22 protein-coding genes are annotated in these 24,160 nt (G+C 64.1%); 10 read left to right on the top strand and 12 right to left on the bottom strand.

Annotated elements, in window-relative coordinates:
* The first annotated feature begins 154 nt into the window (after positions 1-154).
* Positions 155-328 carry a DUF1328 domain-containing protein gene (locus ACTEK7_RS31965; protein ID WP_036012969.1) on the top strand — a complete coding sequence of 58 codons (174 nt, stop codon included), beginning with the start codon at positions 155-157 and terminating at the stop codon, positions 326-328.
* Positions 329-484: 156 nt separating this feature from the next.
* Here the strand turns inward: ACTEK7_RS31965 and ACTEK7_RS31970 are convergent, their stop codons facing one another.
* Complete coding sequence (locus ACTEK7_RS31970) at positions 485-844, bottom strand: DUF427 domain-containing protein (protein ID WP_036043505.1); 360 nt, start codon at positions 842-844, stop codon at positions 485-487.
* A gap of 196 nt (positions 845-1,040) precedes the next feature.
* Here ACTEK7_RS31970 and ACTEK7_RS31975 point away from each other — a divergent pair, with 196 nt between their 5' ends.
* Entirely contained in the window at positions 1,041-1,277 is a 237-nt protein-coding gene (locus ACTEK7_RS31975; protein ID WP_011088461.1) for a BolA family protein, read from the top strand.
* 42 nt (positions 1,278-1,319) lie between these two features.
* The gene (locus ACTEK7_RS31980; protein WP_225147607.1) at positions 1,320-2,513 is read left to right on the top strand and encodes a low temperature requirement protein A; all 1,194 of its coding nucleotides are present in this window, start codon (positions 1,320-1,322) and stop codon (positions 2,511-2,513) included.
* A gap of 9 nt (positions 2,514-2,522) precedes the next feature.
* On the opposite strand, the gene egtD is transcribed toward ACTEK7_RS31980, so the two are convergent.
* Both egtD and egtB read right to left on the bottom strand, forming a co-directional pair.
* Positions 2,523-3,494 (bottom strand): L-histidine N(alpha)-methyltransferase, encoded by a 972-nt coding sequence (gene egtD / locus ACTEK7_RS31985; protein WP_036027840.1) that lies wholly within the window; start codon positions 3,492-3,494, stop codon positions 2,523-2,525.
* Positions 3,495-3,542: 48 nt separating this feature from the next.
* On the bottom strand, positions 3,543-4,838 hold the full coding sequence (egtB, locus tag ACTEK7_RS31990) for an ergothioneine biosynthesis protein EgtB (RefSeq protein ID WP_225147559.1): 1,296 nt from the start codon (positions 4,836-4,838) through the stop codon (positions 3,543-3,545).
* A 238-nt stretch (positions 4,839-5,076) separates the two neighbouring features.
* Between egtB and grxD the strand changes: the two genes are divergently transcribed.
* The 4 genes from grxD to ACTEK7_RS32010 are packed head-to-tail and all read left to right on the top strand — an operon-like array spanning position 5,077 to position 8,552.
* On the top strand, positions 5,077-5,403 hold the full coding sequence (gene grxD, locus ACTEK7_RS31995; RefSeq protein ID WP_018647423.1) for a Grx4 family monothiol glutaredoxin: 327 nt from the start codon (positions 5,077-5,079) through the stop codon (positions 5,401-5,403).
* Between the two features lie 3 nt (positions 5,404-5,406).
* Positions 5,407-5,958 carry an O-acetyl-ADP-ribose deacetylase gene (locus ACTEK7_RS32000; RefSeq protein WP_109143232.1) on the top strand — a complete coding sequence of 184 codons (552 nt, stop codon included), beginning with the start codon at positions 5,407-5,409 and terminating at the stop codon, positions 5,956-5,958.
* 46 nt (positions 5,959-6,004) lie between these two features.
* Positions 6,005-7,291 carry a serine hydrolase domain-containing protein gene (locus ACTEK7_RS32005; RefSeq protein WP_225147606.1) on the top strand — a complete coding sequence of 429 codons (1,287 nt, stop codon included), beginning with the start codon at positions 6,005-6,007 and terminating at the stop codon, positions 7,289-7,291.
* Between the two features lies 1 nt (position 7,292).
* Positions 7,293-8,552, top strand: a complete 1,260-nt coding sequence (locus tag ACTEK7_RS32010; protein WP_225147558.1) for a serine hydrolase domain-containing protein — start codon at positions 7,293-7,295, stop codon at positions 8,550-8,552.
* A gap of 112 nt (positions 8,553-8,664) precedes the next feature.
* Here ACTEK7_RS32010 and ACTEK7_RS32015 read toward each other — a convergent pair whose 3' ends face one another.
* From ACTEK7_RS32015 to ACTEK7_RS32045, 7 genes are all read right to left on the bottom strand, one after another.
* Positions 8,665-9,732, bottom strand: coding sequence for a threonine aldolase family protein (locus ACTEK7_RS32015; protein ID WP_225147557.1), 1,068 nt, complete (start codon positions 9,730-9,732; stop codon positions 8,665-8,667).
* 348 nt (positions 9,733-10,080) lie between these two features.
* Positions 10,081-10,698, bottom strand: a complete 618-nt coding sequence (gene rpsD / locus ACTEK7_RS32020) for a 30S ribosomal protein S4 (RefSeq protein ID WP_036012915.1) — start codon at positions 10,696-10,698, stop codon at positions 10,081-10,083.
* Between the two features lie 222 nt (positions 10,699-10,920).
* Positions 10,921-11,688: an acyltransferase gene (locus ACTEK7_RS32025; RefSeq protein WP_225147556.1), complete on the bottom strand. Its 768-nt coding sequence runs from the start codon at positions 11,686-11,688 to the stop codon at positions 10,921-10,923.
* A 221-nt stretch (positions 11,689-11,909) separates the two neighbouring features.
* Entirely contained in the window at positions 11,910-12,683 is a 774-nt protein-coding gene (locus ACTEK7_RS32030; RefSeq protein ID WP_225147555.1) for an HpcH/HpaI aldolase family protein, read from the bottom strand.
* Between the two features lie 61 nt (positions 12,684-12,744).
* Entirely contained in the window at positions 12,745-13,542 is a 798-nt protein-coding gene (gene murI, locus ACTEK7_RS32035) for a glutamate racemase (RefSeq protein ID WP_225132718.1), read from the bottom strand.
* Between the two features lie 136 nt (positions 13,543-13,678).
* Positions 13,679-14,485: a Crp/Fnr family transcriptional regulator gene (locus tag ACTEK7_RS32040; protein ID WP_225114210.1), complete on the bottom strand. Its 807-nt coding sequence runs from the start codon at positions 14,483-14,485 to the stop codon at positions 13,679-13,681.
* A gap of 229 nt (positions 14,486-14,714) precedes the next feature.
* A complete protein-coding gene (locus ACTEK7_RS32045) occupies positions 14,715-15,794 on the bottom strand; it encodes a SecDF P1 head subdomain-containing protein (RefSeq protein WP_057029492.1) in 1,080 nt (359 codons plus the stop codon).
* Between the two features lie 226 nt (positions 15,795-16,020).
* On the opposite strand from ACTEK7_RS32045, the gene ACTEK7_RS32050 reads away from it, so the two are divergent.
* Both ACTEK7_RS32050 and ACTEK7_RS32055 read left to right on the top strand, forming a co-directional pair.
* Positions 16,021-17,928, top strand: a complete 1,908-nt coding sequence (locus ACTEK7_RS32050; RefSeq protein WP_057029493.1) for an acyl-CoA synthetase — start codon at positions 16,021-16,023, stop codon at positions 17,926-17,928.
* 168 nt (positions 17,929-18,096) lie between these two features.
* Complete coding sequence (locus tag ACTEK7_RS32055) at positions 18,097-19,923, top strand: caspase family protein (RefSeq protein WP_225131932.1); 1,827 nt, start codon at positions 18,097-18,099, stop codon at positions 19,921-19,923.
* A 19-nt stretch (positions 19,924-19,942) separates the two neighbouring features.
* Here the strand turns inward: ACTEK7_RS32055 and ACTEK7_RS32060 are convergent, their stop codons facing one another.
* Entirely contained in the window at positions 19,943-21,115 is a 1,173-nt protein-coding gene (locus tag ACTEK7_RS32060; RefSeq protein ID WP_036012899.1) for a M20 aminoacylase family protein, read from the bottom strand.
* 168 nt (positions 21,116-21,283) lie between these two features.
* Positions 21,284-22,591, bottom strand: coding sequence for an adenylosuccinate lyase (gene purB / locus ACTEK7_RS32065; RefSeq protein ID WP_036027821.1), 1,308 nt, complete (start codon positions 22,589-22,591; stop codon positions 21,284-21,286).
* Positions 22,592-23,162: 571 nt separating this feature from the next.
* Here purB and ACTEK7_RS32070 point away from each other — a divergent pair.
* Entirely contained in the window at positions 23,163-23,750 is a 588-nt protein-coding gene (locus ACTEK7_RS32070; RefSeq protein WP_036012895.1) for a TetR/AcrR family transcriptional regulator, read from the top strand.
* Positions 23,751-24,160 lie beyond the last annotated feature (410 nt).

A 24,160-nucleotide genomic window follows, 5' to 3' on the forward strand; every position in this document is an offset into this window, starting at 1 on the left:
CTCGGCTGGACTGTGCCGCCGGGAACTCGATTCAGCAAGGGCCGTTTGTTTCGGAGGTCGCCCCCGACTACCTCTAGGAACCAGTTCCTCGCAGCAATGTTAGCGTTCGCCGAAAACAGCGTAGGCCGTGAGACGCGGCAGTTCGGAGCTGGCGATGTCGATCCTGAAATGGGCCCTGATCTTCCTACTTGTCTCGATCGTGGCCGGCGTGCTCGGCTTCACCGGAATCTCGGCCGCCTCCGCCGATATCGCGCGCTTCCTGTTCTACGTCTTCGTGGCGATCTTCCTGGTGCTGCTGATACTGGGACTCACGATCTTCAGGACGTAGCTGATTCAGCCCTCTTCGCCGTCATGGCCAGGCTTGACCCGGCCATCCACGCCTTACCGCGTACAGAACGTGGATGCCCGGGCCTTCGCCTCGCCGGAGCGGCTTCGACCGCGCAGGCGGGACAAGCCCGGGCATGACGGTCGTGGGTTGCGGCGCTTATCCCACTTCCTCGATCTTCACCTTGTCCGGATAGAACGCGAGATGGCCTGAAATCTCCGTCATCGCGGGGAAGGGTGTCTCGTAGGTCCAGATCGCGTTGTCCAGCGTCTTGCCGTCGGCCTTGACGCTGTAATAGTTCGCGTCCCCCTTGTAGGGGCAATGGGTGACGCGGTCGGTACGCTCCAACAGGGCCATGTTGGCGTCCTCCCGCGGTACATATTGCACTGCCGGATATCTGGCCTCCTTCAAGGTCAGCGCCTTGCTGGTCTCGGCGATCACGATGTCGCCCGCCGTGACGCGGACGCGCCGGGGATTTGGGGTGATCGTGATCGGGTGGTCGGGCCCTGGAAGCTTCATGATTTCACGCCTTTTCGATCAATCTGCCGCGCGCGGCACTTTGTCGTGCCTATGTCCTGATGGGATCAGGGATATAGTGCCGGAAAGCGTGACGTAGAAGGCCGTTCACGCTAAGTTTGACCTTGCCGGTGAGGGGACCCCCGGCAGCGATTCGATGATGAGGCTGTTTGCAGCCGAGATAAGGAGCAAGACCCGAATGCCCATGGACGCCCACGATATCGAGGCGATGATCAAGGCAGCGATCCCCGATGCCGAGGTGACCATCCGTGACCTCGCCGGCGACGGCGACCACTATGCCGCGACCGTGATCTCGGAATCCTTCCGTGGCAAATCGCGCGTCCAGCAGCACCAGATCGTCTACCAGTCCCTGCGCGGCCAGATGGGCGGCGTGCTGCACGCGCTGGCGCTGCAAACCGGCGTGCCAGGTACTTGACGAAGCTGCACCTGACCTGACCAGCGCCACGAGGGGACGATGATGGCTGCGGACAATCCGCACGGCGCGATGTTCCGCGTCATTGTGCCGAACCAGCACAGCCGCGTCACTTTCGTCGAGCTGTTCTTCGACCTTGTCTTCGTCTTCGCCGTCACGCAGATATCGCACACGCTGCTGCACCATTTCACGCCGCTCGGCGCCGTGCACGTCGCGGTGCTGTTTCTCGCGGTGTGGTGGCTGTGGGTTTTCACCGCCTGGGTTACCAACTGGCTCAATCCCGAGCTGACCCCGGTCCGGCTCCTGCTCTTTGCGATGATGTTGGGCGGCCTCGTGCTGTCGACCACGATCCCGACCGCCTTCGAGGGCCGTGGCCTGTGGTTCGCGATTGCCTATGCGGCCATGCAGGTGGGGCGTACCGCGTTCTGGCTGCTCGCAACGCCGCTGCATCGAACAGCGGTGCGGCATAACGCAATCCGCATCCTGACCTGGCTGTCGATCTCCGCGGCGTTGTGGATCGCGGGCGGCCTGGCCGAGGGCGAGAGGCGGCTATGGCTGTGGATCGCGGCGGTTACCTGGGAATACATCTCGCCGGCCGCGCGGTTCTGGGTGCCGAAGCTGGGCTTTTCTTCCGTTGAGGCCTGGGCGGTCGAAGGCGGCCATATGGCCGAGCGTTGCGGTCTATTCGTCATCATCGCGCTCGGCGAGGCCATTATCGTCAACGGCGCGACCTTCGCTGAACTGGAGTGGACCGCGAGCAACATTCTCGCCTTCGTCTCAGCGCTGGTCGGCGCCATCGCGATGTGGTGGATCTATTTCCACAAGGGCGCGGAGGCCGGCTTGGAGCGGATCTCGAAGTCAAGCGAGTCCGGCCGCCTGGCGCGGCTCGCCTACACCTATCTGCATATGCCGATCATCGCCGGCATCATCCTGACCGCGGTCTCGGACGAACTGGTGCTGAAGCATCCGTCCGGCCATTCCGACGTCCGCACGGTTCTGAGCACGATCGGCGGCCCCCTGGTGTTTCTGATCGGCACCATCCTGTTCAAGCACGCGGTCCGCGGCTTCCTCCAGCTTTCGCACGGCATCGGCATCATCGCGCTATTGGTGCTGTGGTGGTTTGCGTCGGATTTGTCGCCGCTGTGGCTCTCGATCGCGACGAGCGCCATTTTGATCGTGGTGGCGGTGTGGGAGTCGGTGTCGCTGGGGTCGGCGCCCGAAGAAGCCGAGGAGCATTGAAGCCCGGCCTTACTCCGCGACCTCCAGCGCGTGCACCGAGAACATCTTCGCCGCATCCGTCCAGCTCTCGCGGACCCGCCAGCCCGCGCCCTGGGCCAGCGCGGCAAAACGCGCGATGCTGTATTTGTAGCTGTTCTCTGTGTGGATGCTCTCGCCCGGGCGGAACGAGAAGCTGGTGCCCAGCAGGCGCACGGTCTGGCTCTTCCTGCTGATCAGGTGCATCTCGATGCGGTGCCGCTCGCGGTTGTAGATCGCGCGATGGGTGAAGGCGGACAGGTCGAAATTGCCGCCGAGCTCGCGGTTGATGCGCACCAGCACATTGAGGTTGAAGCGCGCGGTGACGCCGGCCGCATCGTTATAGGCGTCGAAGAGGATCCGCTCGTCCTTCTCGAGATCGGCGCCGATGATCATCTGCGCGCCCTTGCCGAGGATCTTGCGCGCGCTTTTCAGGAAGGCCTGCGCTTCCTGCGGCTCGAAATTGCCGATGGTGGAGCCGGGGAAGAAGCCGACCTTCGGCATGGATGCAACCTGCTTGGGCAGCTCGAACGGCGTGGTGAAATCGGCCGCCACCGGATAGATGCCGAGCGCCGGGAAATCCCGCTTCAGGCCGCTCGCCTGTGCCTTCAGGAAGTCGCCGGAGATGTCGACGGGGACATAGGCTGCGAATTTGCAATGATCGAGCAGCAGGCGCACCTTCGTGGTCGCGCCGGCGCCGAACTCGACCAGCGCGGCGTGCTCCGGGATGATGCTTGCGATCTCGCTTCCGCGCTCCTTCAGGATCGATAGCTCGGTGCGCGTCGGATAATATTCCGGCAGCTTGGTGATCGCCTCGAACAGCTCCGATCCGGTCGCGTCATAGAAATATTTCGGCGACAGCTTTTTCGGCTGCTGCGAGAGGTCCTCGATGGCCTCGCGGGCAAAGGCGGTGGTCTGCTCGTCGGGAAGATGGGCCTCGGCCAAAGCGCTGGCGTGCACATTCATGATACTCTCCTGAACGCGCTGTCCGGCGCGCATCTGTCGTCGGAATACTTAGTCGTAATCGGCAAGCCGCAACCCGGTGAACTGCCAGCGGTGGTGCGGATAGAAGAAGTTGCGATAGGTGGTACGACTGTGGCCCTGCGGAGTTGCAAGCGAGGAGCCGCGCAGCACCAGCTGGTTGACCATGAACTTGCCGTTGTACTCGCCGAGCGCGCCTTCGACGGCGCGATAGCCGGGGTAGGGCGCGTAGGAGCTGCGGGTCCATTGCCAGACGAGGCCGAAGGCGTCGTTGAGCTGGCCAGCGCGGGCCGCGACCTCCCATTCCATCTCGGTCGGCAGGTGTTTTCCGGACCAGCGCGCGAACGCATCCGCTTCGTAATAGCTGATGTGGCAGACCGGCGCGTCCGGATCGACCGGCTTGAGGCCGGCCAGCGTCATCACCTGCCATGCGCCGTCGACCTCGCGCCAATAGCCGGGGGCTTGCCAGTCTTCCTTGCTGGCCGCGGCAAAGCCGTCCATCAGCCACAGGGTTGCGGTCCGGTAGCCGCCGTCCTGCATGAAGGCGAGCCACTCGGCATTGGTGACCAGATTGCGGGCGATCCTGACCGGGCCGACCAGGGCGCGGTGCGCCGGCTTCTCGTTGTCGAAATGAAAGCCGTCGTCGACATGGCCGACGGTGTGGATGCCTTCGTTCAGCGTCAGCCAGTCATCGCCGCCGCGCGTTGCGGTCGGGAAGCGCCAGGCCGGGTCATACGCCGGATAGATCGGGTTCTGCGCAAAGGCATGCAGGATGTCGGTGAACATCAGCTCCTGATGCTGCTGCTCGTGATTGAGCCCGACCTCGACCAGCGGCGCGATTGCGCGGAGCTTGTCCGCGCCGGCCTCGCGGAAGAATTTGCCGACGGCCGTATCGACGTATTTGCGATAGGCGCCGACCTCGTCGGCGCTGGGGCGGGTGATGTCGCCGCGATGATTGCGAGCATGTCGCGGGCCGGCGCTGACGTAGTAGGAATTGAACAGGAACGCGAAATCGGGGTGGAAGGGCCGGTAGCCCGCAGCATGCTCGCCGAGCAGGAATTGCTCCCAGAACCAGGTCGTATGGGCCCGGTGCCATTTGGTCGGGCTGGCATCCGGCATGGACTGGATCTGCTGGTCCTCGGGCGATAGCGGTGCGGCCCGGCGTTCGGTCTCATTGCGGACAGTCGAGAACGCCGCTTCCAGCCGCTGGGCGAGGTCGTCCTCGCGAGAGGACGGTGACGAACGCAGGGAGGCCGTGGCTGAGGCTTGTTTCGTCACGTTTTTCTCCAGACAGGACAAGAGAACGTTGTTCGCACGACCCGGTTCCATGAACAGGGTTCGTCCTAGATAGGGGCTCCGTTACGGTATGAAAGTCCTCTGCGGCGATGATATTGATGTCATCAGCCTATGGACCCGGCTGGGGTCAATCCGGCCGCGGGGACCCGTCGCCGCCATTTTACTTTGGATGCACAACGGTTTGGGCTACATATATGGGCAGGTATCGGGTTAAATCGGCTGAGCCGGCCCGAAGCAATTGGTGAGGGCTCTGCCCCAGAAGGACACGGATATGAGCATCGCGGAATTCATCGACAATGAAGTGAAGTCGAACGACGTGGTTCTGTTCATGAAGGGGACGCCGCAATTTCCGCAGTGCGGTTTCTCCGGCCAGGTGGTCCAGATCCTCGACCATATCGGTGTCGGCTATAAGGGCCTCAACGTTCTCGAATCCGCCGAGCTGCGCAACGGCATCAAGGAATATTCGAACTGGCCGACCATTCCGCAGCTCTATGTGAAGGGCGAGTTCATCGGCGGCTGCGACATCGTCCGCGAGATGTTCCAGGCCGGCGAATTGCAGCAGCTCTTCTCCGAGAAGGGCGTCGTCGTCGCGGCCTGACACGTGACCGTGCTGACGCGCCGGATTGGCGGCGCGGAGCTCGAGGTCATCGTCGCCGATATCACCACACTCGGCGTTGACGCCATCGTCAACGCCGCGAACACGTCGCTCCTTGGCGGGGGCGGCGTGGATGGCGCGATCCATGACGCCGCTGGTCCCGAGCTTCTCGCCGAATGTCAGACGCTCGGGGGATGCCCGACCGGCGATGCCAAGATCACGAAGGGCTATCGTCTGCCCGCCCGATACGTGATCCATGCCGTCGGTCCGGTCTGGCACGGCGGCACTCGCGGCGAGGCGGCGGCACTTCGTTCCTGTTACCGCCGTGCGCTGGAGCTCTCCCAGGCCAATGGGCTGACTTCGCTGGCGTTCTCCGCGATCTCGACCGGCGTATATCGTTTTCCTGCCGACCAGGCGGCAAAGATCGCGGTCCATGCCGCCATCGAAGCCCTGCCTGCTGCGCCGCTGGTTGCGCACGTCATATTTTGTTGTTTCTCGGAGGCAAGCGCCGCCCTCCATTCGGATGTCTTGGCGCGGTACGGCAGCCCTTGTGCCTGATGACGCGGTCGGTACACTCCGAGGCGCCATGTTCCGGGGAGGGGATATGATTTCACAATTTGGACTGCGTGCGCTCGCCTGCGGCGCGTTGGTGTCGCTTGCCGCGATCTCGCCGGCGCGCGCGGAGGGCACTTACGAGATTCCGGCCGGCGCACGTTTCAACCAGGAGAAGCTCGGCAGGATCACCGAGTTCTTCAAGAACGAGGTTGCGACGGGCAAGATCGCCGGTGCAAACGTGCTGATCCAGCAGCATGGCAAGCCGGTCTATCACGAAGTCTTCGGCGTTCAGGACGTGGTCAGCAAGGCTCCGATCACGGACAAGACCATCTTCCGCCTGTCGTCGCTAACCAAGGTGATCACCTCCGTTGTGGCGATGCAACTGATCCAAGACGGAAAGATCAAGCTCGACGATCCCGTTTCGAAATACATTCCCTCCTTTGCAAATGTGAAGGTCGGTGAGGAGAAGAAGGTCGAGGACGGCACCAAGACGCTCGAGCTGGTACCACTGGCCCGGCCCATTACCATTCTCGATCTGATGCGCCATACCTCCGGGATAACCTACGGTTTCTACGGCGATAGTCTGGTTCGCAAGGCCTATCGCGACGCTAGCATCTACGCGGGCGAATTCGATCTCGCCGAGTTCGCCGAGCGGATCGCCAAGCTGCCGCTGCACAATCAACCCGGCGCACTCTGGCAGTACGGCCATTCCACTGACATTCTGGCGCGGATCATGGAAATCGTGTCCGGAAAGACATTGTTCGAACTCGAGAAGGAAAAGCTGCTCGATCCGCTCGGTATGACCGATACAGGCTTCTTCGTCACCGAACCGGAGAGACTGAAACGACTCGCCCAGCCGCTGCCGAACGACAGCAATTTCCGGGTCGGCCGCGAGTACAGGACTGAGGTTCGCCAGAAGTGGGAATCCGCCAGCGGCGGCATGGTTTCGACTATGGCGGACTTTTCCCGCTTTGCGCAGATGCTGGTCAATGGAGGAACGTTCGAGGGCAAGACCTATCTCAGCCCGCAGACGTTTGAGCTAATGGCATCGGACCATGCAGGCAAGGACTCCGGCGTTGAGCGGGACTACTTCTATTTTCCCGGTGACGGTTTTGGCATGGGACTTGGGTTTGCCGTGCGCACCGATCCCGGTAATGCCAAACCTCCGCCGCCCGGCGATCTCGGGGAATTGAAATGGGACGGCGCCAGCGGTTGCTATTTGGTGGTTGATCGCAAGCAGGACATGTTCTTCCTGGTGCTGCAGCAGACCCCGAGCGAGCGCCAGCGCGTGCAGCGGACATTGAAGCAGCTGGTTTATGAAGCCATGGAGAAGTGACATGAACGGGCGCCGCGCGCTGTTCGCGGCGCTCGTTCTTTTGTTCAGCGCCGTAAGTGCGCGGGCGGGCTCGGAGGGCCGCGCGTACAGATTCACGCCCGAAGGCCTGGCAAAAGTCTCCGACTACATCAGGAACGAGATCGCGACCGGCAAATTTCCGGGGGCAATTCTGCTGCTCCAGCAACACGGCGAGCCGGTCTACTGCGAGAATTTCGGCGTCCGCGACGTCGCGACCCAACTTTCGATGAGTGCGGACACGATCTTCCGCCTCTATTCGATGACCAAGCCGATCACCTCGGTCCTGGCGATGATGCTGGTCGAGGAGGGTAAGCTTGCGATCAGCGATCCCGTCTCGAAATACATTCCGGCTTTTGCCGGCATGAAGGTCGGCGTCGAGAAGAAGGCCGAGGACGACAAGGTCTCGCTGGAGCTGGAGCCGCTCAACCGTCCGGTGACGATCGAGGATTTGATGCGGCATACCGCCGGGATTCCTTATGGCTATTATGGCGGGGACCTGGTGAACAAGCTCTACGCCGACGCCGGACTGTTCGACAGGAATTCGACCAATGCCGAATTCGTCGCGAAGATCACCGCGCTGCCGCTCGCCGAACAGCCCGGCACGATCTGGGACTACGGCCATTCCACCGATGTGCTCGGGCGCATCATCGAGGTGATCTCGGGGACATCGCTGCTCGAGTTCGCGAAGACGCGGCTGCTCGAACCACTCGGGATGAAGGACACGGCGTTTTACGTCGCCGATCCCGCCAAATGGCCCCGTATCGCCGAGCCGATGCCGCAGGATCGGGCGATCAGCCCGATCACGCAGGTTCGCGATATCAGGAAGCCGCTGCGATGGGAGTCGGGCGGCGGCGGCCTCGTCGGCACCGTCGGCGATTATGCCCGCTTCTCGCAAATGCTGCTCAACGGCGGCACCTTTGAAGGTCGACGTTATCTGAAGCGGGAAACCATCGCCTTGATGGCGAGGGATCATATCGGTCCCGAAACCCGCGTCGAGCGCGACAAGCACTACTATCCGGGTGAGACCAGCGGCTACGGCCTCGGCTTCGCCGTACGTACCGCAGTGCCGCCGGGCACGAACTGGCCGCTTGGCGAATATCGCTGGGACGGCGTTGGCGGCACCTTCTTCTTCATCGATCCCGAAGACGACCTGTTCGGAATCTTCATGGTGCAGACCCCCTCGCAGCGCGGCCGGATCCAGCTCGAGCTGAAGACGCTGATCTATCAGGCGATGGGGCGGTGAGATCTCTCTCCCTTTGCGTAGCCGGATGGAGCGAAGCGCAATCCGGGACGTCCTCACCGCGTGGATAGATCCCGGATTTCGCTGCGCTCCATCCGGGCTATGGGGCTGAGCTTTACGCCCCGCGCATGATCTCGCGCACGTATCCGATCGTCTCCTCGATCTGGCTCGCATTGACGTCCAGATGCGTGCAGGCGCGGATGCGGCCGTCCATCATCGCGAGCGTCACGCCGCGCTGACGGAGAGCGGCGACCATCTTGTCGCCGGGAATGCCGGCGCCGTCGGGCTTGAAGAACACGAGATTGGTCTCGGGCTCCTGCACCTCCATGCCCGAGATCTGCGACAGGCCGCGGGCGAGCGCGCGCGCATTGGCGTGGTCGTCGGCCAGGCGCTCGACGTGGTGGTCGAGAGCATAGATGCAGGCTGCGGCGCAGATGCCGGCCTGCCGCATCGAGCCGCCGAGCCGCTGCTTCCACTGCCAGACCGCGTCGATGAAGGCGCGCGAGCCTGCGAGCACGCCGCCGATCGGTGCGCCCAGGCCCTTGGAGAAGTCGATCCAGGCCGAGTCCCAGCCCGCGGTCATGTCGCGTGGCGAGATGCCGCTCGCGACCGTGGCGTTGAGCAGGCGCGCGCCGTCCATATGGGTGACGAGGTCGTGCTGCCTGGCGATCGCGACGATCTCGTCGAGCACCGCCTTCTTCCAGATCGTGCCGCCGCCGATATTGGCGGTCTGCTCGACACTGACGATGGTCTGCGGCGGCTGGTAGCGGGTGCGCGGATGCAGCGCCTTGCGAAGAGTCTCCGGCGTGAACTGGCCATCGGGGCCCTTGAGCTGGGTGACCTGGAAACCGCCGATTGCGGCATGCGCGCCGCCTTCGCGCGCGATGATATGCGCGGTCTCATGGGCGAGGATCTCGTCGCCGGGGCGGCAATGCACCAGCGTCGCGGTGACGTTGCACATCGTGCCCGAGGGCATGTAGACCGCAGCTTCCTTGCCGAGCAGATCGGCCACGCGCTCGCACAGCGCGTTCACGGTCGGATCGTCGCCGACCTGTTCGTCGCCGACTTCCGCCCGCGCCATCGCCTCCCGCATCCCTGCCGTCGGCTTGGTCTGCGTGTCCGAGAGCAGATTGATGCGCACCGGCGGCGCCTTGGGATCGACGGGGGGAGGGGTGTAGAGCATGGCGTGTCTCATCTCTAGTCGAACAATTGCGACGTATTGCGTGCGTGCCCCGATGACCTGTACTAGCCACGAGAACGTTGAGCGACGCGCTGTCGCGCGGCGAGGAGGATGTCGTCTGGCGTGTCTGCTGTGAAGATATTGCAATCGGGCAGAGCGAACAGCCCCTGATATCGGCAGATCTGCTCGGCACGGGAGAGGGCCTCCCACGCGCGAAGCGCCGCTTCAGTCGGCGTTGCAGAAGGCAGAGTGTTGGCGACTGGTCGGCCGCGCGAGACATCGATGACATGCTACCAAACAAAAAGGCCCCGGAGAACCGGAGCCTTTTGAATGTCGATCTGCCGAAACTTATCAGCGCGAATAGAATTCGACGACCAGATGCGGCTCCATCTGCACCGGGAACGGCACGTCGGAGAGGCCGGGGATGCGGGCGTACTTCGCGGTCATCTTGCCGTGGTCGACTTCGAGATAGTCGGGGACCTCGCGCTCGGGAAGCTGGCTGGCTTCGAGCACGTGGGCGAGCTGCTTGGAGGCTTCCTTGACCTCGACCACGTCGCCGACCTTGAGCTGATAGCTCGAAATGTTGACCTTGCGGCCGTTCACCTTGATGTGGCCGTGGTTGATGAACTGGCGTGCGGCGAAGATCGTGGAGACGAACTTGGCGCGGTACACGACCGCGTCGAGACGACGCTCCAGCAGGCCGATCAGGTTCTCGCCGGTGTCACCCTTGAGGCGGCTGGCCTCGACATAGATGCCGTGGAACTGGCGCTCGCTGATGTTGGCGTAATAGCCCTTCAGCTTCTGCTTGGCGCGCAGCTGCACGCCGAAGTCGGAGAGCTTGCCCTTGCGGCGCTGGCCATGCTGGCCGGGGCCGTATTCGCGGCGGTTGACGGGGCTCTTCGGGCGGCCCCAGATGTTCTGGCCCATACGGCGATCGATCTTGTACTTCGCCTCACTGCGCTTAGTCATCGCGTCCTCTTCAGGTCATGGTTTGAGGAAACGCGCCCTCCTGTGTGACGGGATGATCCCGGCACCGACAGGTCCGATCCCCAAAGCTTAAGGGAGAGGACCACGGGTCGCGAAACGCTTCGCGGGCCGAAACCGGCCCGCGAGCAGGCGGCTTTTAGGGGACTTTGGGGTTGGCTGTCAATTCTTTAGCCTGTCAGTCCGGAGCGTGCGACGACGGTATTCTCACGTCCTGACCGCCCGGACCGGCTTTGACCCCGCCGCCCGCAATTCGGCAGCAATTTCAGTGTTCAGGACCTGTTCCAGCCGGGTCAGGACCCGCGCGATCGGGGCGGCGTCGGTGACGCGGTGGTCCCAGCGGATCACGACATGGATGGTCTGATCCGGCTCGACCAGCCCATAGCTCAGGACAAAGGGGCCCGGCGTGATCGGGTGGAGCTCGCCGCCGCCGTAGGCGGCGACCGAGCTTACCGCAAAGCTGCCGAACCAGTTACCGCGCTGACGGCCGAAATTCAGACCGATGGCCAAGGACAGGCGCCGCAATGGCAACGGCAGGCGGGTCGCCCGCATGATCTTGCGGTACATCGGAACATCCTCGATCGGGGCCGTCTTGCCGCGTCGGATTTCCGCATCGACTTCTGCCAGCGAAAGAGCCTCGGGACCCGCGATTCGCTGCAGCAGCACGCACTCCTCGCCATCCTCGACCCGCGCGATCGCGACCGTCGCCACGCTCTTTGGAAGCTCATACAGAGCCGGCCAGGGCCATTTGACGTAAAGGGTGCGCAGGATCGGCTCGTCCTTTGCAACCAGGGCGAAAGCCTTGACGAACATCGAGGCCCAGCCGGCGGGCGCGGCCGCGTCCGCGCGGGCCTCCAGCAGGGGGCGGATATTGAGCGAACGGGCCAATGAAACGAAAGGTACGCCCTTCGAGGCGTGCATGAGGTCGCAGATCACACGACGACGCAGCGAAATGGTCTTGGGCGTCCCGCGCATAGGCCTCCGGTTCCAAATCAAAAGATCAAAATATGTGCAACGAGCGGGGCCCGCCTGCTCGCTCTAGCACGAACCAACCCGCTTGGGGCCGGTCGGTTCGCCGCACCGGGCAGCGCCAAAGATGGACCCCCTTTAGACCAAAAAATCATCCATTTTCAATGATTTATATCTCGATCAGGCGCTCTTGGTCGCGTCGGTCGGTCATGCGTCGATCGGCCCGATCAGCGCCTGACCCCCTCGTAGGCCGCCATGATGCCGCGCTGGAACAGCGACCAGTCGAAGCCCAGCGCAATCGCGCGGTAGCCGCGGTCGATCAGCGCATTGGCCTGATCGGCGGTGCGCGCCACCCCGCCGATCGGCACCCCGCTCTTGAGGATGCCCGCCTCGGCGCGCGCGATCAGGTCCAGCAATTGCGGATCATCCATCTGGCCGCGCTTGTTGATGGAGGTGGCGAGATCGCCGGGACCGATGACCGCGACGTCGATACCGGGCGTTGCCATGATCTCGTCGATGCGATCGACCGCATCGACGTGCTCGATCGTGATCATACAGATCATCTCGTCGTCGGCAGAGGCCATGTAATCAGGCATCGACTGGCCCCAGCGGAACGGCGCGTGGAAGGGACCCCAGAGCCGATCGCCGCGCGGCGGGTAACGCACGCTGCGCACCGCTTTCTCGGCATCCGCGCGGCTCGTGATCATCGGGAAGTTGATGCCGAAGGCACCGATGTCCATCGGCGCTTTCGCCAGCCACGGCTCGTTGGCGGCGATCCGCACCAGAGGCGTGCACGGCGTGCCCGTGGTCGCGGCGATCATCGCGTGGGCTTCGGTCAATCCGATCGGGCCGTGCTCGAGATCGACGATGATCCAGTCGAGCGAGCGCGCCATGATCTGCACCATCTGCACGCTCGGGATGGTCGCGATCGCACCGAAGGCGGGGCGACCCTCGCGCCAGAGCTGGAGGAGGCGGTTCAGCGGCTTTGCGGGGACCGACATGGAACATCCTGCGGGACGATGGCGACGGCAAAGCCTAGCAGCGCGCCGCCAGTGCGCAAGCTCAGGCCACCGCGCGTCCGCCGAAGAACGGCGTCAGCGTGGCGCTGAGACCATGCACGCGGTTCGATGTAAAAATCATCTCGGCGCCGGACTGCGCGATGCCGCCGGTCGGCGGGCCGAGCAGGTCGGAGACGCGACGGGCGATCGCGGGCGCCGGATCGATCCAGTCGACCGGCCAGGGCGCGAGCTTCTTCATCCGGTCCAGCAGAAGCGGGTAGTGCGTGCAGGCGAGCACCACAGTGTCGGTGCGCGCGCTCGCATCCGAGGCGTCGCCGACGAAGCAGGGAGCGAGCTCGGCGAGGATGGCTTCGTCGCTGATCGGGCTACCGCCGAGCGCGGCTTCGGCCAGCGAAGCGAGCTCGGGCGAGCCGACCAGCGTCACCTCGCATCCTTGTGCGAAATCGCGGATCAGCGCCTTGGTGTACTCGCGCTTCACCGTGCCCTTGGTGCCGAGCACCGAAACGCGGCGGGTCCTGGACTGCGCACAGGCCGGCTTGATCGCCGGCACCGTGCCGACGAAGGCTACGGAATAGGTGGCGCGCAAGTGAGACAGGACCAGGGTGGACGCCGTGTTGCAGGCGATGACGACGAGGTCTGGACTATGCCGGCCGATCAGCTCCCCCATCAGCGGCACGACGCGGGCGATGATCTCGTCCTCGCTGTGGTGGCCATAGGGGAAGAAGGCGTCGTCGGCGACGTAGACGTAATGCGCGTCGGGCCGCGCCGCCACGACCTCGCGGAGCACCGTGAGCCCGCCAAGGCCGGAATCGAACACCAGGATCGTCGGAGAATTGGTCACGTCGCCACCCTAGCCCGGCATGGTTACCATTCGGTTTTTAGGGCGATTTTGCGGCGATCCCGCAAAGACCCGGGGGCGTCTCGTGTCACGGACGCGCTGCGTCGTCATCCCCGGCGTCACATTGGCCGCGCGGCGCTCACGCGATCCTGTTGGTGGTGGTCCCGCGCTCGGTTGCCAGCTGCTTCTGCAGGCGATCGATGTTCTGCAACAGGCGCTGGCTGGTCAGCACCAGGAAGTAATAGCCGAATTGCGGATCCTGGAAGTAGATCTCGAGCAGCCGGTCATAGGTGATGGTCAGCACCTGGCCGTCCTCGATGCATTCGACCGTCCCCGTGCGCCGGTTGTCCGGCGTAAGGAAGCCGAGCTCGCCCATCAGCGCCCCGGGGCCGATCTCGACGTTGATCTCCTTGACCAGGAACTTGCCGGTGACGGTGAGGAACATTTCATTGGCTGGGTCACGCATCTTGAAGAGGATGTCGCCGCGCCGGTATCTGCGCTCGGTCATGAATGGCTTGAGCCATTCGATCGACATGTCCCCTTCGGCCGCATGGCGCGCCTTCTTGACCAGCTTCAGCATCTGCCGCAGGCGCAGCGCGTTGATCGGAAGCATCAGGAGATAGAGCAGGAACGTCGCGACGTTGGCGGAGAGCGCGCCGAAGAGAGCGAAGAACGCGCAGCCGATCATGTTGGCGACGCGCAGCGGCACCATTGTCCGCATCAAGAGGGTGGCGACGAAGAAGACCGCCCCGACCACGGCGAACAGATTGGCGAGCGTGATGTTGTGGACGAAGATCTCCAGGAGCCGGTTGAAGATCGCCTCGTAGGTGACGCTGTCGGGATCGAGGCCCATCTGGACCAGGATTTTCGCGATCCTGAGGTTGTCCGTGGCCGCTTCGAGGATGCGGTCGAGGATCGACGAAATGTCTGCGCTGCCGGACGGCATGGTACTAACCCCACGTAAGGCATTCAGTCCTGGTCGGCACCCGTATAGCCGAATTCGAATGACGACCGCTTGAATGACGCTTCCGGCCATCGTGCCGCAAGGGGCAAATTTTAGCCTGATCGGGCGTTTCGGCAATTGCCCGTTGGTTGCGCGTCCGGCCGCGGGCAGCCGTGATTCGGGCCATCCCTGCGGGCTTGAGCGTCGCTGACGAGCCCGAAGCGACCTTCGTTTACGGCTTGGCGGCGGGTTGCACGACCCGCTGCTCGACGAGGCCGAGCCGCCCCGGCAGAGAGCCGGCGCGCAGCAGCATGGCGACGCTGTTGGCCTCTTCCAGGGTGAAATTGCCGGAAATCTGGCCGGAGCCGCCGGTGATGGGCTCGCGGATCACGGGCGCGGAGATCACCTTGTCGTCGAGCACGATGGCAAAGGGCTTTCCGACATTCTCTGCCGTGATATGGGCAAAGCGCCGCGTGCCGCGGCCGTTGAAGCGGAACGATGCGATCGGCTCCTTGCTGTCGCCGGTCAATCCCGGGCCGGCATAGCTGATCTCGCCGCCCTCGAGGGCGCTGTCCTTGGCGACGAGATAAGGAAGCTTGTCCTTGAAGCCGAGCAGGACTTCCGTGCCCGCCGGCGGCGTGCCCGATTGCGCCTGCTCTGCGGACATCGAGAGGTCGATCAGGCGGAAGCCGACCTTGACCTTCCTGGCGAAGATCGCGGTGATTTGCTCGGGCTCCATCAATCCGGGCAGGAAGATGCGGATACGGTCCATTCCCTCGGGCTGGACGCTGGCGAGCTTGACGCCGGCGTCCTTGAGGCGCTGCTCGATCATGGCGATGGAATCTTCGACGAGGTCGCGCAGCCGCGCGGCGGATGCGGCATCGGTCGGCGCGAGCCTGAGCAGCCCGTCGCCGGCGTCGGTGACGTTGAGCGCGTGTGTCGGCAACCCCTCCGCCGCCGCGACGAGCTTGCGCGTGAGCTGTTCGCGGCCTTTGCCGTCAGCGATCTTCACGTCGACGCCGCCGTCGCGGATCGCAAGTCCGGAGAACGCGATGCGGCCCTCGCGCAGAATCTTGTAGACGTCGTCGCGCAAATCCGTGACGACCGCCTCCCGCAAGGCATCGGTGTCGACCCTGTAGACGATCCGCGATCCGCCCAGCTTCTCCATCTTGTCGGCGATGAAGGCGGCGACCTTGACCCGCACCTTGTCGAGCTGGCTGTCGGCAAGCGAGGCACCGGGCAGGGCGATCGCGGATACCATTGTGAACGCAGCGACCAGCCGTGCGATCCGGTTCCGCAGGGGCGTCGTCATGATGACCTCGAGTCTTGCGGCAGGGCGCTGGCGAGTGAATTCAGTGGCAGTTCTTGGTCCCTCGATCAGGCGCAGAGGTTCAAGTGGCGCAGCCGGTAGGCAATGGACGAACGGCAAATCATCCATCATTCTGGTCCGGCTCGGCCGAACACGGCCGAGACCTCGCCGAACCAAACTGTCAAAAGATACGGCGGCGGGGACATGCATCTGAGGGAGGACGGAATTCATGGCGGGCATCCACGCGCTCGATCGGTTGATCGGCAACGACTATCCGGAACTGTTGACGGACGAGGAGGTCCGGGCGTTCGAGCAGGTCCCCTACGCCGACCGCGTCACGGCCGAGAGCACCTATGACGCCATCAGGCTTGGTGCCGAGCGCAATCCCGACGGGGCGGCGATCCAGTTCCTGCAAAATGCCGATCCCGCCGACGCGCCGCTGGTCGTCACGCACCGCGATTTCATCGCGCGCGTCACCCAGGCCGCCAACATGTTTCACGCGCTCGGCGCCGAGAAGGGCGACGTCATCAGCTTCATGCTGCCCTTGGTGCCGGATGCGTTCGTCACTCTGTTCGGCGCCGAGGCCGCCGGCATCGCCAATCCCGTCAATCCGCTGCTCGAGCCGCACCAGCTCGCCGAAATCCTGGAAGCTGCGAACACCAAGATCCTGGTGGCGCTCGGGCCGATGCCGGGCACCGACATCTGGCAGAAGGTCGAGCAGATCCGCCCGCATCTGAAGCATCTGAAAGCCATCGTGCAGGTGTTCGGCGGCGGCGATCCGGCCAATGGCATCTTCGCCTTCAGCGACCTGATCAAGCAGCAGCCGTCGGATCGGCTGGTCAGCGGGCGCAAGATTCGCGGCAGCGACATCGCAGCCTATTTCCACACCGGCGGCACCACGGGTACGCCCAAGCTGGTGCGGCATACCCATGCCAACCAGGTCTATCAGGCCTGGGCACTCAATCTGCTGTTGAAGGGCAAGCCCGGCGCCAACCTGCTGTTCGGCATGCCGCTGTTTCACGTCGGTGGATCGCTGACCCAGGTGCTGACGACGCTGTCGGGCGGGGGCTCGCTGGTCGTGCTGTCGCCGAGCGGCTGGCGCAACCCGAATGCGGTGAAGAACATCTGGCAGCTCGTCGAGCGCTTCAAGCCCGAAGCGCTGTCGAGCGTGCCGACCGTGCTCGCCGCGACGCTCGCGGTGCCGCCGGGGAATGCGGATATCTCGAGCCTGAAATATGCGGCCGGCGGCGGCTCGGCGATTCCGGTCGCGGTCGGCTCGGCGATTCAGGAGACGCTGAAGCTGCCGGTGGTCGAGGTCTACGGCATGACCGAGACCTCGAGCGTGCACACGCTCGCTTATCCGGGCCGGCCGATCCGGCTCGGCTCGGTTGGCCTTCCCATGCCCTATGCGCGCGTGCGCATCGTGCAGCTCGACGCCGACGGCCGCCTGATCCGCGACTGCAAGCCGGACGAGATTGGTGTCGTCATCATGGCCGGGCCCGGCGTGTTCGGCGGCTATCTCAACGACGAGCACAACAAGGGTGCCTTCATCGACGGGGTCTGGGTCAATTCCGGCGATCTCGGGCGGCTCGATGCCGACGGCTATCTGTGGATCACCGGCCGCGCCAAGGATCTCGTGATCCGCGGCGGCCACAACATCGATCCGGCGCCGATCGAGGAGATCATGTTCCGCCATCCCGCCGTCGGCTTCGCCGCGGTGGTCGGCCAGCCCGACGCCTATGCCGGCGAATTGCCGGTAGGCTACGTGCAGTTGAAGCCCGGCGCAAAGGTTGAGCCGGGCGAGCTGGAAGCCTGGGTGCGTGAGCGCACCCCGGAGCGCGCCGCCGTTCCTGTGCAGGTCATTCCGATCGATCCAATGCCGGTGACGGGCGTCGGCAAGGTGTTCAAGCCGCAGCTGCGCTGGGACGCGGCCGAACGCGTGTTCACCAAGGTGCTGGCGCCGCTGGTCGAGCGCGGCATCGATTGCAAGGTGAAGGTCGGTCCGCACGGCAGCCACGGCTCGATCGCGACCGTCACGCTGACGGGCCTGCCGGCTGGGCAGCGCGAAGCGGTGGAGGGGGAGGTGCACGCACTGCTCGCACCCTTCGTGATGCGCCACGAGGTGGTGCAGGCGTAGGTCCGCGCCTGCGGGGCGAGGGCTGACTGCATTAGCTATAAGCCGCGATCGAGGCGTTTATGTGATGGGCCTCACATAGAAAAATTTGGCTTTCGTCGACGCTCCGAATAGTCTCAGGAAATTGCATCCGAGGGGGCTGCAGTGATTCCGTTTCGGCTATTTGGTTTATTGATTTTTGCGACCTTACTGGCCTGCGGATCGGCACACGCCGATCGGCGGGTCGCGCTCGTCATCGGCAATTCCGCTTACAAGAGCGCGCCCAAGCTCACCAATCCCGCGAACGATGCCACGCTGATCGGCGGCATGTTCAAGAAGGCCGGCTTCGATTCCGTCGATGTCAGGCTGGATCTCAGTGCGAGCGAGATGCGGCGCATGTTGCGCGAGTTCGCCGGCAGGTCACGCGATGCGGATATGGCGGTGATCTACTATGCCGGCCACGGCATCGAGCTCGACGGCAACAATTATCTCATTCCGACCGACGCGACGCTGGAGACGGATGGCGACGTTCTCGACGAGACCATCCCTGTCGAGCGCGCATTGTTCGCAGTCGAGCCGGCCAAACAGCTGCGCCTGATCATCCTCGATGCGTGCCGCGACAACCCCTTTGCGAAGACGATGAAGCGCACGCTGGCCTCGCGGGCGATCGGACGCGGCCTCGCTAAGGTCGAGCCAACCAGCCCGAACACGATGATTGCCTTCGCCGCGAAGGCCGGCTCGACTGCATCCGACGGCGATTCTCGCAACAGTCCGTTTGCTGCCGCGCTGGTCGAGCACCTGCCGAAGCCGGGCCTCGATCTGCGCAAGGCGTTCGGCTTCGTGCGCGACGACGTGCTCAAGACCACCGGCTACAAGCAAGAGCCCTATGTCTATGGCTCGCTCGGCGGCGACGACGTGCCGCTCGTAATGAAGCCGGCCGCAACCGGTCCGCAGGCAAATCCCCAGGACGCGGTTCGCAGGGACTACGAGCTCGCGCTCCAGCTTGCGACGCGCGATGCCTGGGAAGCCTTTTTGGCGACCTATCCGGACGGCTTCTATGCCAGCCTCGCCAAGGGGCAGTTGAACAAGATCGGTGCCGAAGAGACGCGTCTGGCTGCCGAGCAAAAGGCCAAGGCGGCCGAGCAGGAAAAGGCAAGGCTAATCGCCGAGCGCGCCCAGAAAGCCGAGCAGGAGAAGGCGGCTGCTGCTGCGAAGGCCGCTGAAGAGGCGCGAATCGCTGCGGAGAAGCAAAAGCAGATTGAACAGGCCAGGGCGGAAGCGGCCGAGCAGCAGCGCAAAGCTGCCGAGGCGGCGGCCGCGAAAGCGCTGGCCGAGAAACAGGCGGCAGAGAGGGCCAAGGCCGAGCTGGCGGCCAAGCAGGCCGCCGAGAAAGCGGAGCAGGCCGCCAAGCCGGCCGCCGATCGGCAGATGCCCGAAGTCGAGAACCAGAAAGTGGCTGCGCTCTCGCCCGGACCCACATCCACATTATCGGCGGCCGAGCTTTCCAAATCGGTACAAAGCGAACTGCGCCGCGTCGGTTGCCTGACCTCGTCTGCGGAAAGCGAGTGGAGCTCGGCCGCGCAGCGCTCGCTGACGCTGTTCAACAAATATTCCGGCACCAAGTTCGACGTGAAGCTGGCCAGCGTCGACGCACTCGATGCTTTGAAGGCCAAGCCGGGACGGGTTTGTCCGCTGGTGTGCAATTTCGGATTCAAGGCCGACGGCGACCAATGCGTGAAGATCACCTGCCGGGCCGGTTATCGTGTCAACGACGATAACGAATGCGAAAAGGTGCAGGAGAAGAAGCCGGTTGCGACGCGCGAGAATTCCAGACCGCGAGACGATGAGCGGAAGGCAAGCGAGTCCGCGCCGTCAAAACCGCAGGCGACCGGTCAGGTCTTTTGCAACAGTGCAGGGTGCCGGCCGGTCCGGCAGGGTTGTCGGCTCGAGACGTGGGGCAATAGGACTGCCGGCCAAACGGCCGGCGGCGGCACCAGCATGGTCGAAGTCTGCAACTGAGCTGGTGATTGCCCGCCTGCTACCCCGCAGGCATTCGTGTTTCCACCAGCCGCGCCCAGAACGAGGCGCCGTGACCCAGAATGTTGTCGTTGAAGACGTAAGCCGGGTGGTGACACTCGTTGCCGTCGCCCATGCCGACCAGCACCATCGCGCCGGGGCGTGCTTCCAGCATGAACGAAAAGTCCTCGGCGCCCATCATCGGGACGAACTTGTCGTTGACGCGCTCAGTGCCGACGATGTCGCGCGCGACGTCGGCGGCGAGTGCGGCCTCGCGGGCATGGTTCATCGTCACCGGATACATCCGCGTGTATTTCGTTTCGGCCGAGCCACCATAGGCGCGGGCGATGCTGTCGGCGACTTCGCCGATGCGGCGTTCGACGAGATCGCGCACTTCGGGGTCGAGCGTGCGCACGGTGCCGGCGAGCTCGGCGACCTCCGGGATGATGTTGAAGGCGGTGCCGGAGTGGAATTGTGTGATCGAGATCACCGCCGATTTCAGCGGATCGACGTTGCGCGCCACGATCGATTGCAGCGCGTTCACGATTTGCGAGCCGATCAGCACGCTGTCGACAGATTTGTGCGGACCGGCGCCGGCGTGGCCACCCTTGCCGCGGACCGTGATCTGGATGTTGTCGGAGGAGGCGAGCATCGCACCCGGCGTGGTGGCGAAATGGCCCTCGGGCAGGTTCGGCATGTTGTGCATGCCGTAGACCTCCTGGATGTTCCAGCGCGTCATCAGTCCGTCCTCGACCATCGCCTTGCCGCCGCCACCGCCTTCCTCGGCGGGCTGGAAGATCATCACGGCCGTGCCGTCGAAATTGCGCGTCTCGGCGAGATATTTGGCCGCGCCCAGCAGCATCGCGGTGTGGCCGTCATGGCCGCAGGCGTGCATCTTGCCGGGGACCTTCGAGGCATAAGACACGCCCGACGTCTCCATGATCGGCAGCGCGTCCATGTCCGCGCGCAGGCCGATCGTCTTGCCGGAGGCCGACTTGCGGCCGCGGATCACGCCGACCACGCCGGTGCGGCCGATGCCCGTCACCACCTCGTCGCAGCCGAATTCGCGCAAGCGATCGGCGACGATGCCGGCGGTGCGGTGGACTTCGTAGAGCAGCTCGGGGTTCTCGTGGAAGTCATGGCGCCAGGCGGCCATTTCGTCGGAGAGGGCGGCGACGCGATTGACGATGGGCATGAGGGAATCCGTTTTCTGGTTGTCGTTTGTAGGGTGGGTTAGCCCCGTGGATGCGCAAGCGCATCCACTAGGCGTAACCCACCACGGTTTCCGTGGGAGCGAAAGAGGTGGGTTACGCCCAGCGGACTGTGCTTGGCGCAGGCCACAAGGCTAACCCACCCTACGATCCTACGCTTCCCCGAACACGCGCCTGAAGATCGTGTCGACGTGCTTGAGGTGATAGCCGAGGTCGAACTGCTCCTCGATCTCGGCGTCGGTGAGATATGTCTTCACCTCACTGTCCTTCTTCAGCAGCTGAAGGAAGTCGCCTTCGCCGCGCCAGACCGGCATGGCGTTGCGCTGCACGAGCTTGTAGGCGTCCTCGCGGCTGGCGCCCTTCTGCGTCAGCGCCAGCAGCACGCGCTGCGAATGCACGAGGCCGCCGAGGCGGTCGAGGTTCTTTTGCATGTTGGCGGGATAGACCAGCAGCTTGTCGATCAGGCCGGCGAGGCGCACCAGCGCGAAGTCGAGCGTCACGGTGGCGTCCGGGCCCATCATGCGTTCGGCCGAGGAGTGCGAGATGTCGCGCTCGTGCCAGAGCACGACGTTCTCCAGTGCCGGCGTCACATAGGCGCGCACCATGCGGGAGAGGCCGGTGAGGTTCTCCGACAGCACCGGGTTGCGCTTGTGCGGCATGGCGGAGGAGCCCTTTTGTCCCTCCGAGAAGAACTCTTCGGCCTCGAGCACCTCGGTGCGCTGCATGTGACGGATCTCCACGGCGATGCGCTCGATCGAGGAGGCGATCACGCCGAGGGTCGAGAAATACATCGCGTGACGGTCGCGCGGGATCACCTGGGTCGAGATCGGCTCCGGCACGAGTCCCATGGCCTTGGCGACATGCTCTTCGACGCGCGGATCGATCTGCGCGAAGGTGCCGACGGCGCCGGAGATCGCGCAGGTCGCGACCTCCTTGCGCGCCGCGATCAGACGGTCCTTGGCACGGGTGAATTCGGCATAGGCATAAGCGAGCTTGAGGCCGAAGGTCACGGGCTCGGCATGGATGCCGTGGCTGCGGCCGATAGTCGGCGTCATCTTGTGCTCGAAGGCGCGCTTCTTCAGCGCGGCCAGCACCTTGTCGAGGTCGGCGAGCAGCAGGTCGGCGGCGCGGGTGAGCTGGACGTTGAGGCAGGTATCGAGCACGTCGGAGGAGGTCATGCCCTGGTGCACGAAGCGCGCCTCGGGGCCGACGATCTCGGCAAGGTGGGTGAGGAACGCGATGACGTCGTGCTTGGTCTCGCGCTCGATCTCGTCGATGCGGGCGACGTCGAAGATGGCGTCCTTGGCCTTGGCCCAGACCGTCCGGGCGGCCTCCTTGGGGATGGTCCCGAGCTCGGCGAGGGCGTCCGCCGCATGCGCCTCGATCTCGAACCAGATCTTGAACCGGGTCTGCGGCTCCCAGATCGAGGCCATTTCCGGGCGGGTGTAGCGGGGGATCATGGGCGGCTCCAGGAAGGTGGGCGGGCGCTCCCGAGAACGGCGGCGCCGGCCAAAATGCTTTTTACGCCGTGATGTAACAGAGCAGGCAGGGCGAAACAAACGGTCTGGGCCCCGGAAGAAGGGCATCGCCGACCTTTCTATCGGATCTATCGGACCGGCCGGCCGGGATGGCGGCGCCTGGCCGCAGATATTAGCTGTCAATCACGAATCATTGACTGACAGATATTGAAATCTGTCAGCGGGACGTGTATATCCGTTCTCGGACGCTCCGATTGGGCGTCCCGCGACAAGCCCCGGGGAGCCCGACATCCGAGCCACGCTCGGATCGGAGGGCGGATTGAAGAGCGGGGACCGCGGACGAATGGAGACTTAGACAATGACGACCGAAATCCTCAATTTCACTGGCGTGATTGGGCATTGGCTCAATTTGCTGGTGGCGCGCCAGATCGCGGCGCAGGCTGCAAAACTGCCGCATTAAGGCATAGGCTTTCCGAAACGACCGGCCAGGGCGCTTCGGAAGCAGCCCTACTGTCGGAGTAAACTGAGCCCTGAACGGGAACATGGTGCTGGCATGAATGAAGCTGTTGTCTTGACGCCGGAGCGGATCCTCGAAGTCACCGAGGACGTGCTCAGGCGTTACGGACTTGCCAAGGCCACCGTGGTCGACGTTGCCCGTGCGCTCGATGTGAGCCACGGCAGCGTCTACCGTCATTTCCCCAGCAAGGCCTCGCTGCGCGAGGCCGTTGCCAAGCGCTGGCTGGACCGCATCGACGCCCCGCTGCTGGCGATCGCCAGGGAGCAGGGGTCGGCGCCCGACAGGCTCGACCGCTGGCTGCGCACGCTGTTCGCGGCCAAGCGTTCGCGTGTGCTCGACGATCCTGAAATGTTCGAGACTTATCTGACTCTGGCGCGTGAGGCATGCGCGGCCGTCAAGTGCCACAAGGACACTATGATCGACCAGATCGCCGCGATCCTGACCGACGGCGTGCAGCAGGGCGAGTTCGCCGTGGGCGACGTCAAGGTGACCGCGCGCGCGATCTTCGATGCGACCGTCCGCTTCCACCATCCGGCCCATGCCGAGGAATGGAAGGACGCCGATCTCCCCGCGCGCCTCGATGCGACGCTGGCGCTGCTGCTGCGTGGGCTCAAGGCGGCCTAAGGCCGCAGAACCCGTTCAGCCCTGGGTGCTGTCAATCAACCTCGCGTTTTCTGGAGAGCGGCGCCGTCGCGGGGCAAGGGTGCGGATGCCGAATGTCTGCGCGTGTGGAAGGCAGGATCGGACGATGGCACGACCGGCGGACTATCCGGATAAGCGTTGACCGCGATTTCGACGGCGTCCTTCGATCGCCTTCGAAGCCGGTAGAATGTCAGCTCCTGATCGAACATCGGGCAGCGAAAGTGGACGATGGCGGTGTCCGGCAGACGGCAAAGTTCGTCGATGAGCTCGCCTACTGTGATGATGGGGGGATGGTCGACTGCTTTGGGGTGACCCTTACTCATGACCCTTTACTCCTTGTCTGCCGTACTAACCGGAGCCGGATCGGAACCGTTCCAATTTCGTTCGGCAGA

Source organism: Bradyrhizobium sp. JHI2711 (assembly GCF_056156565.1).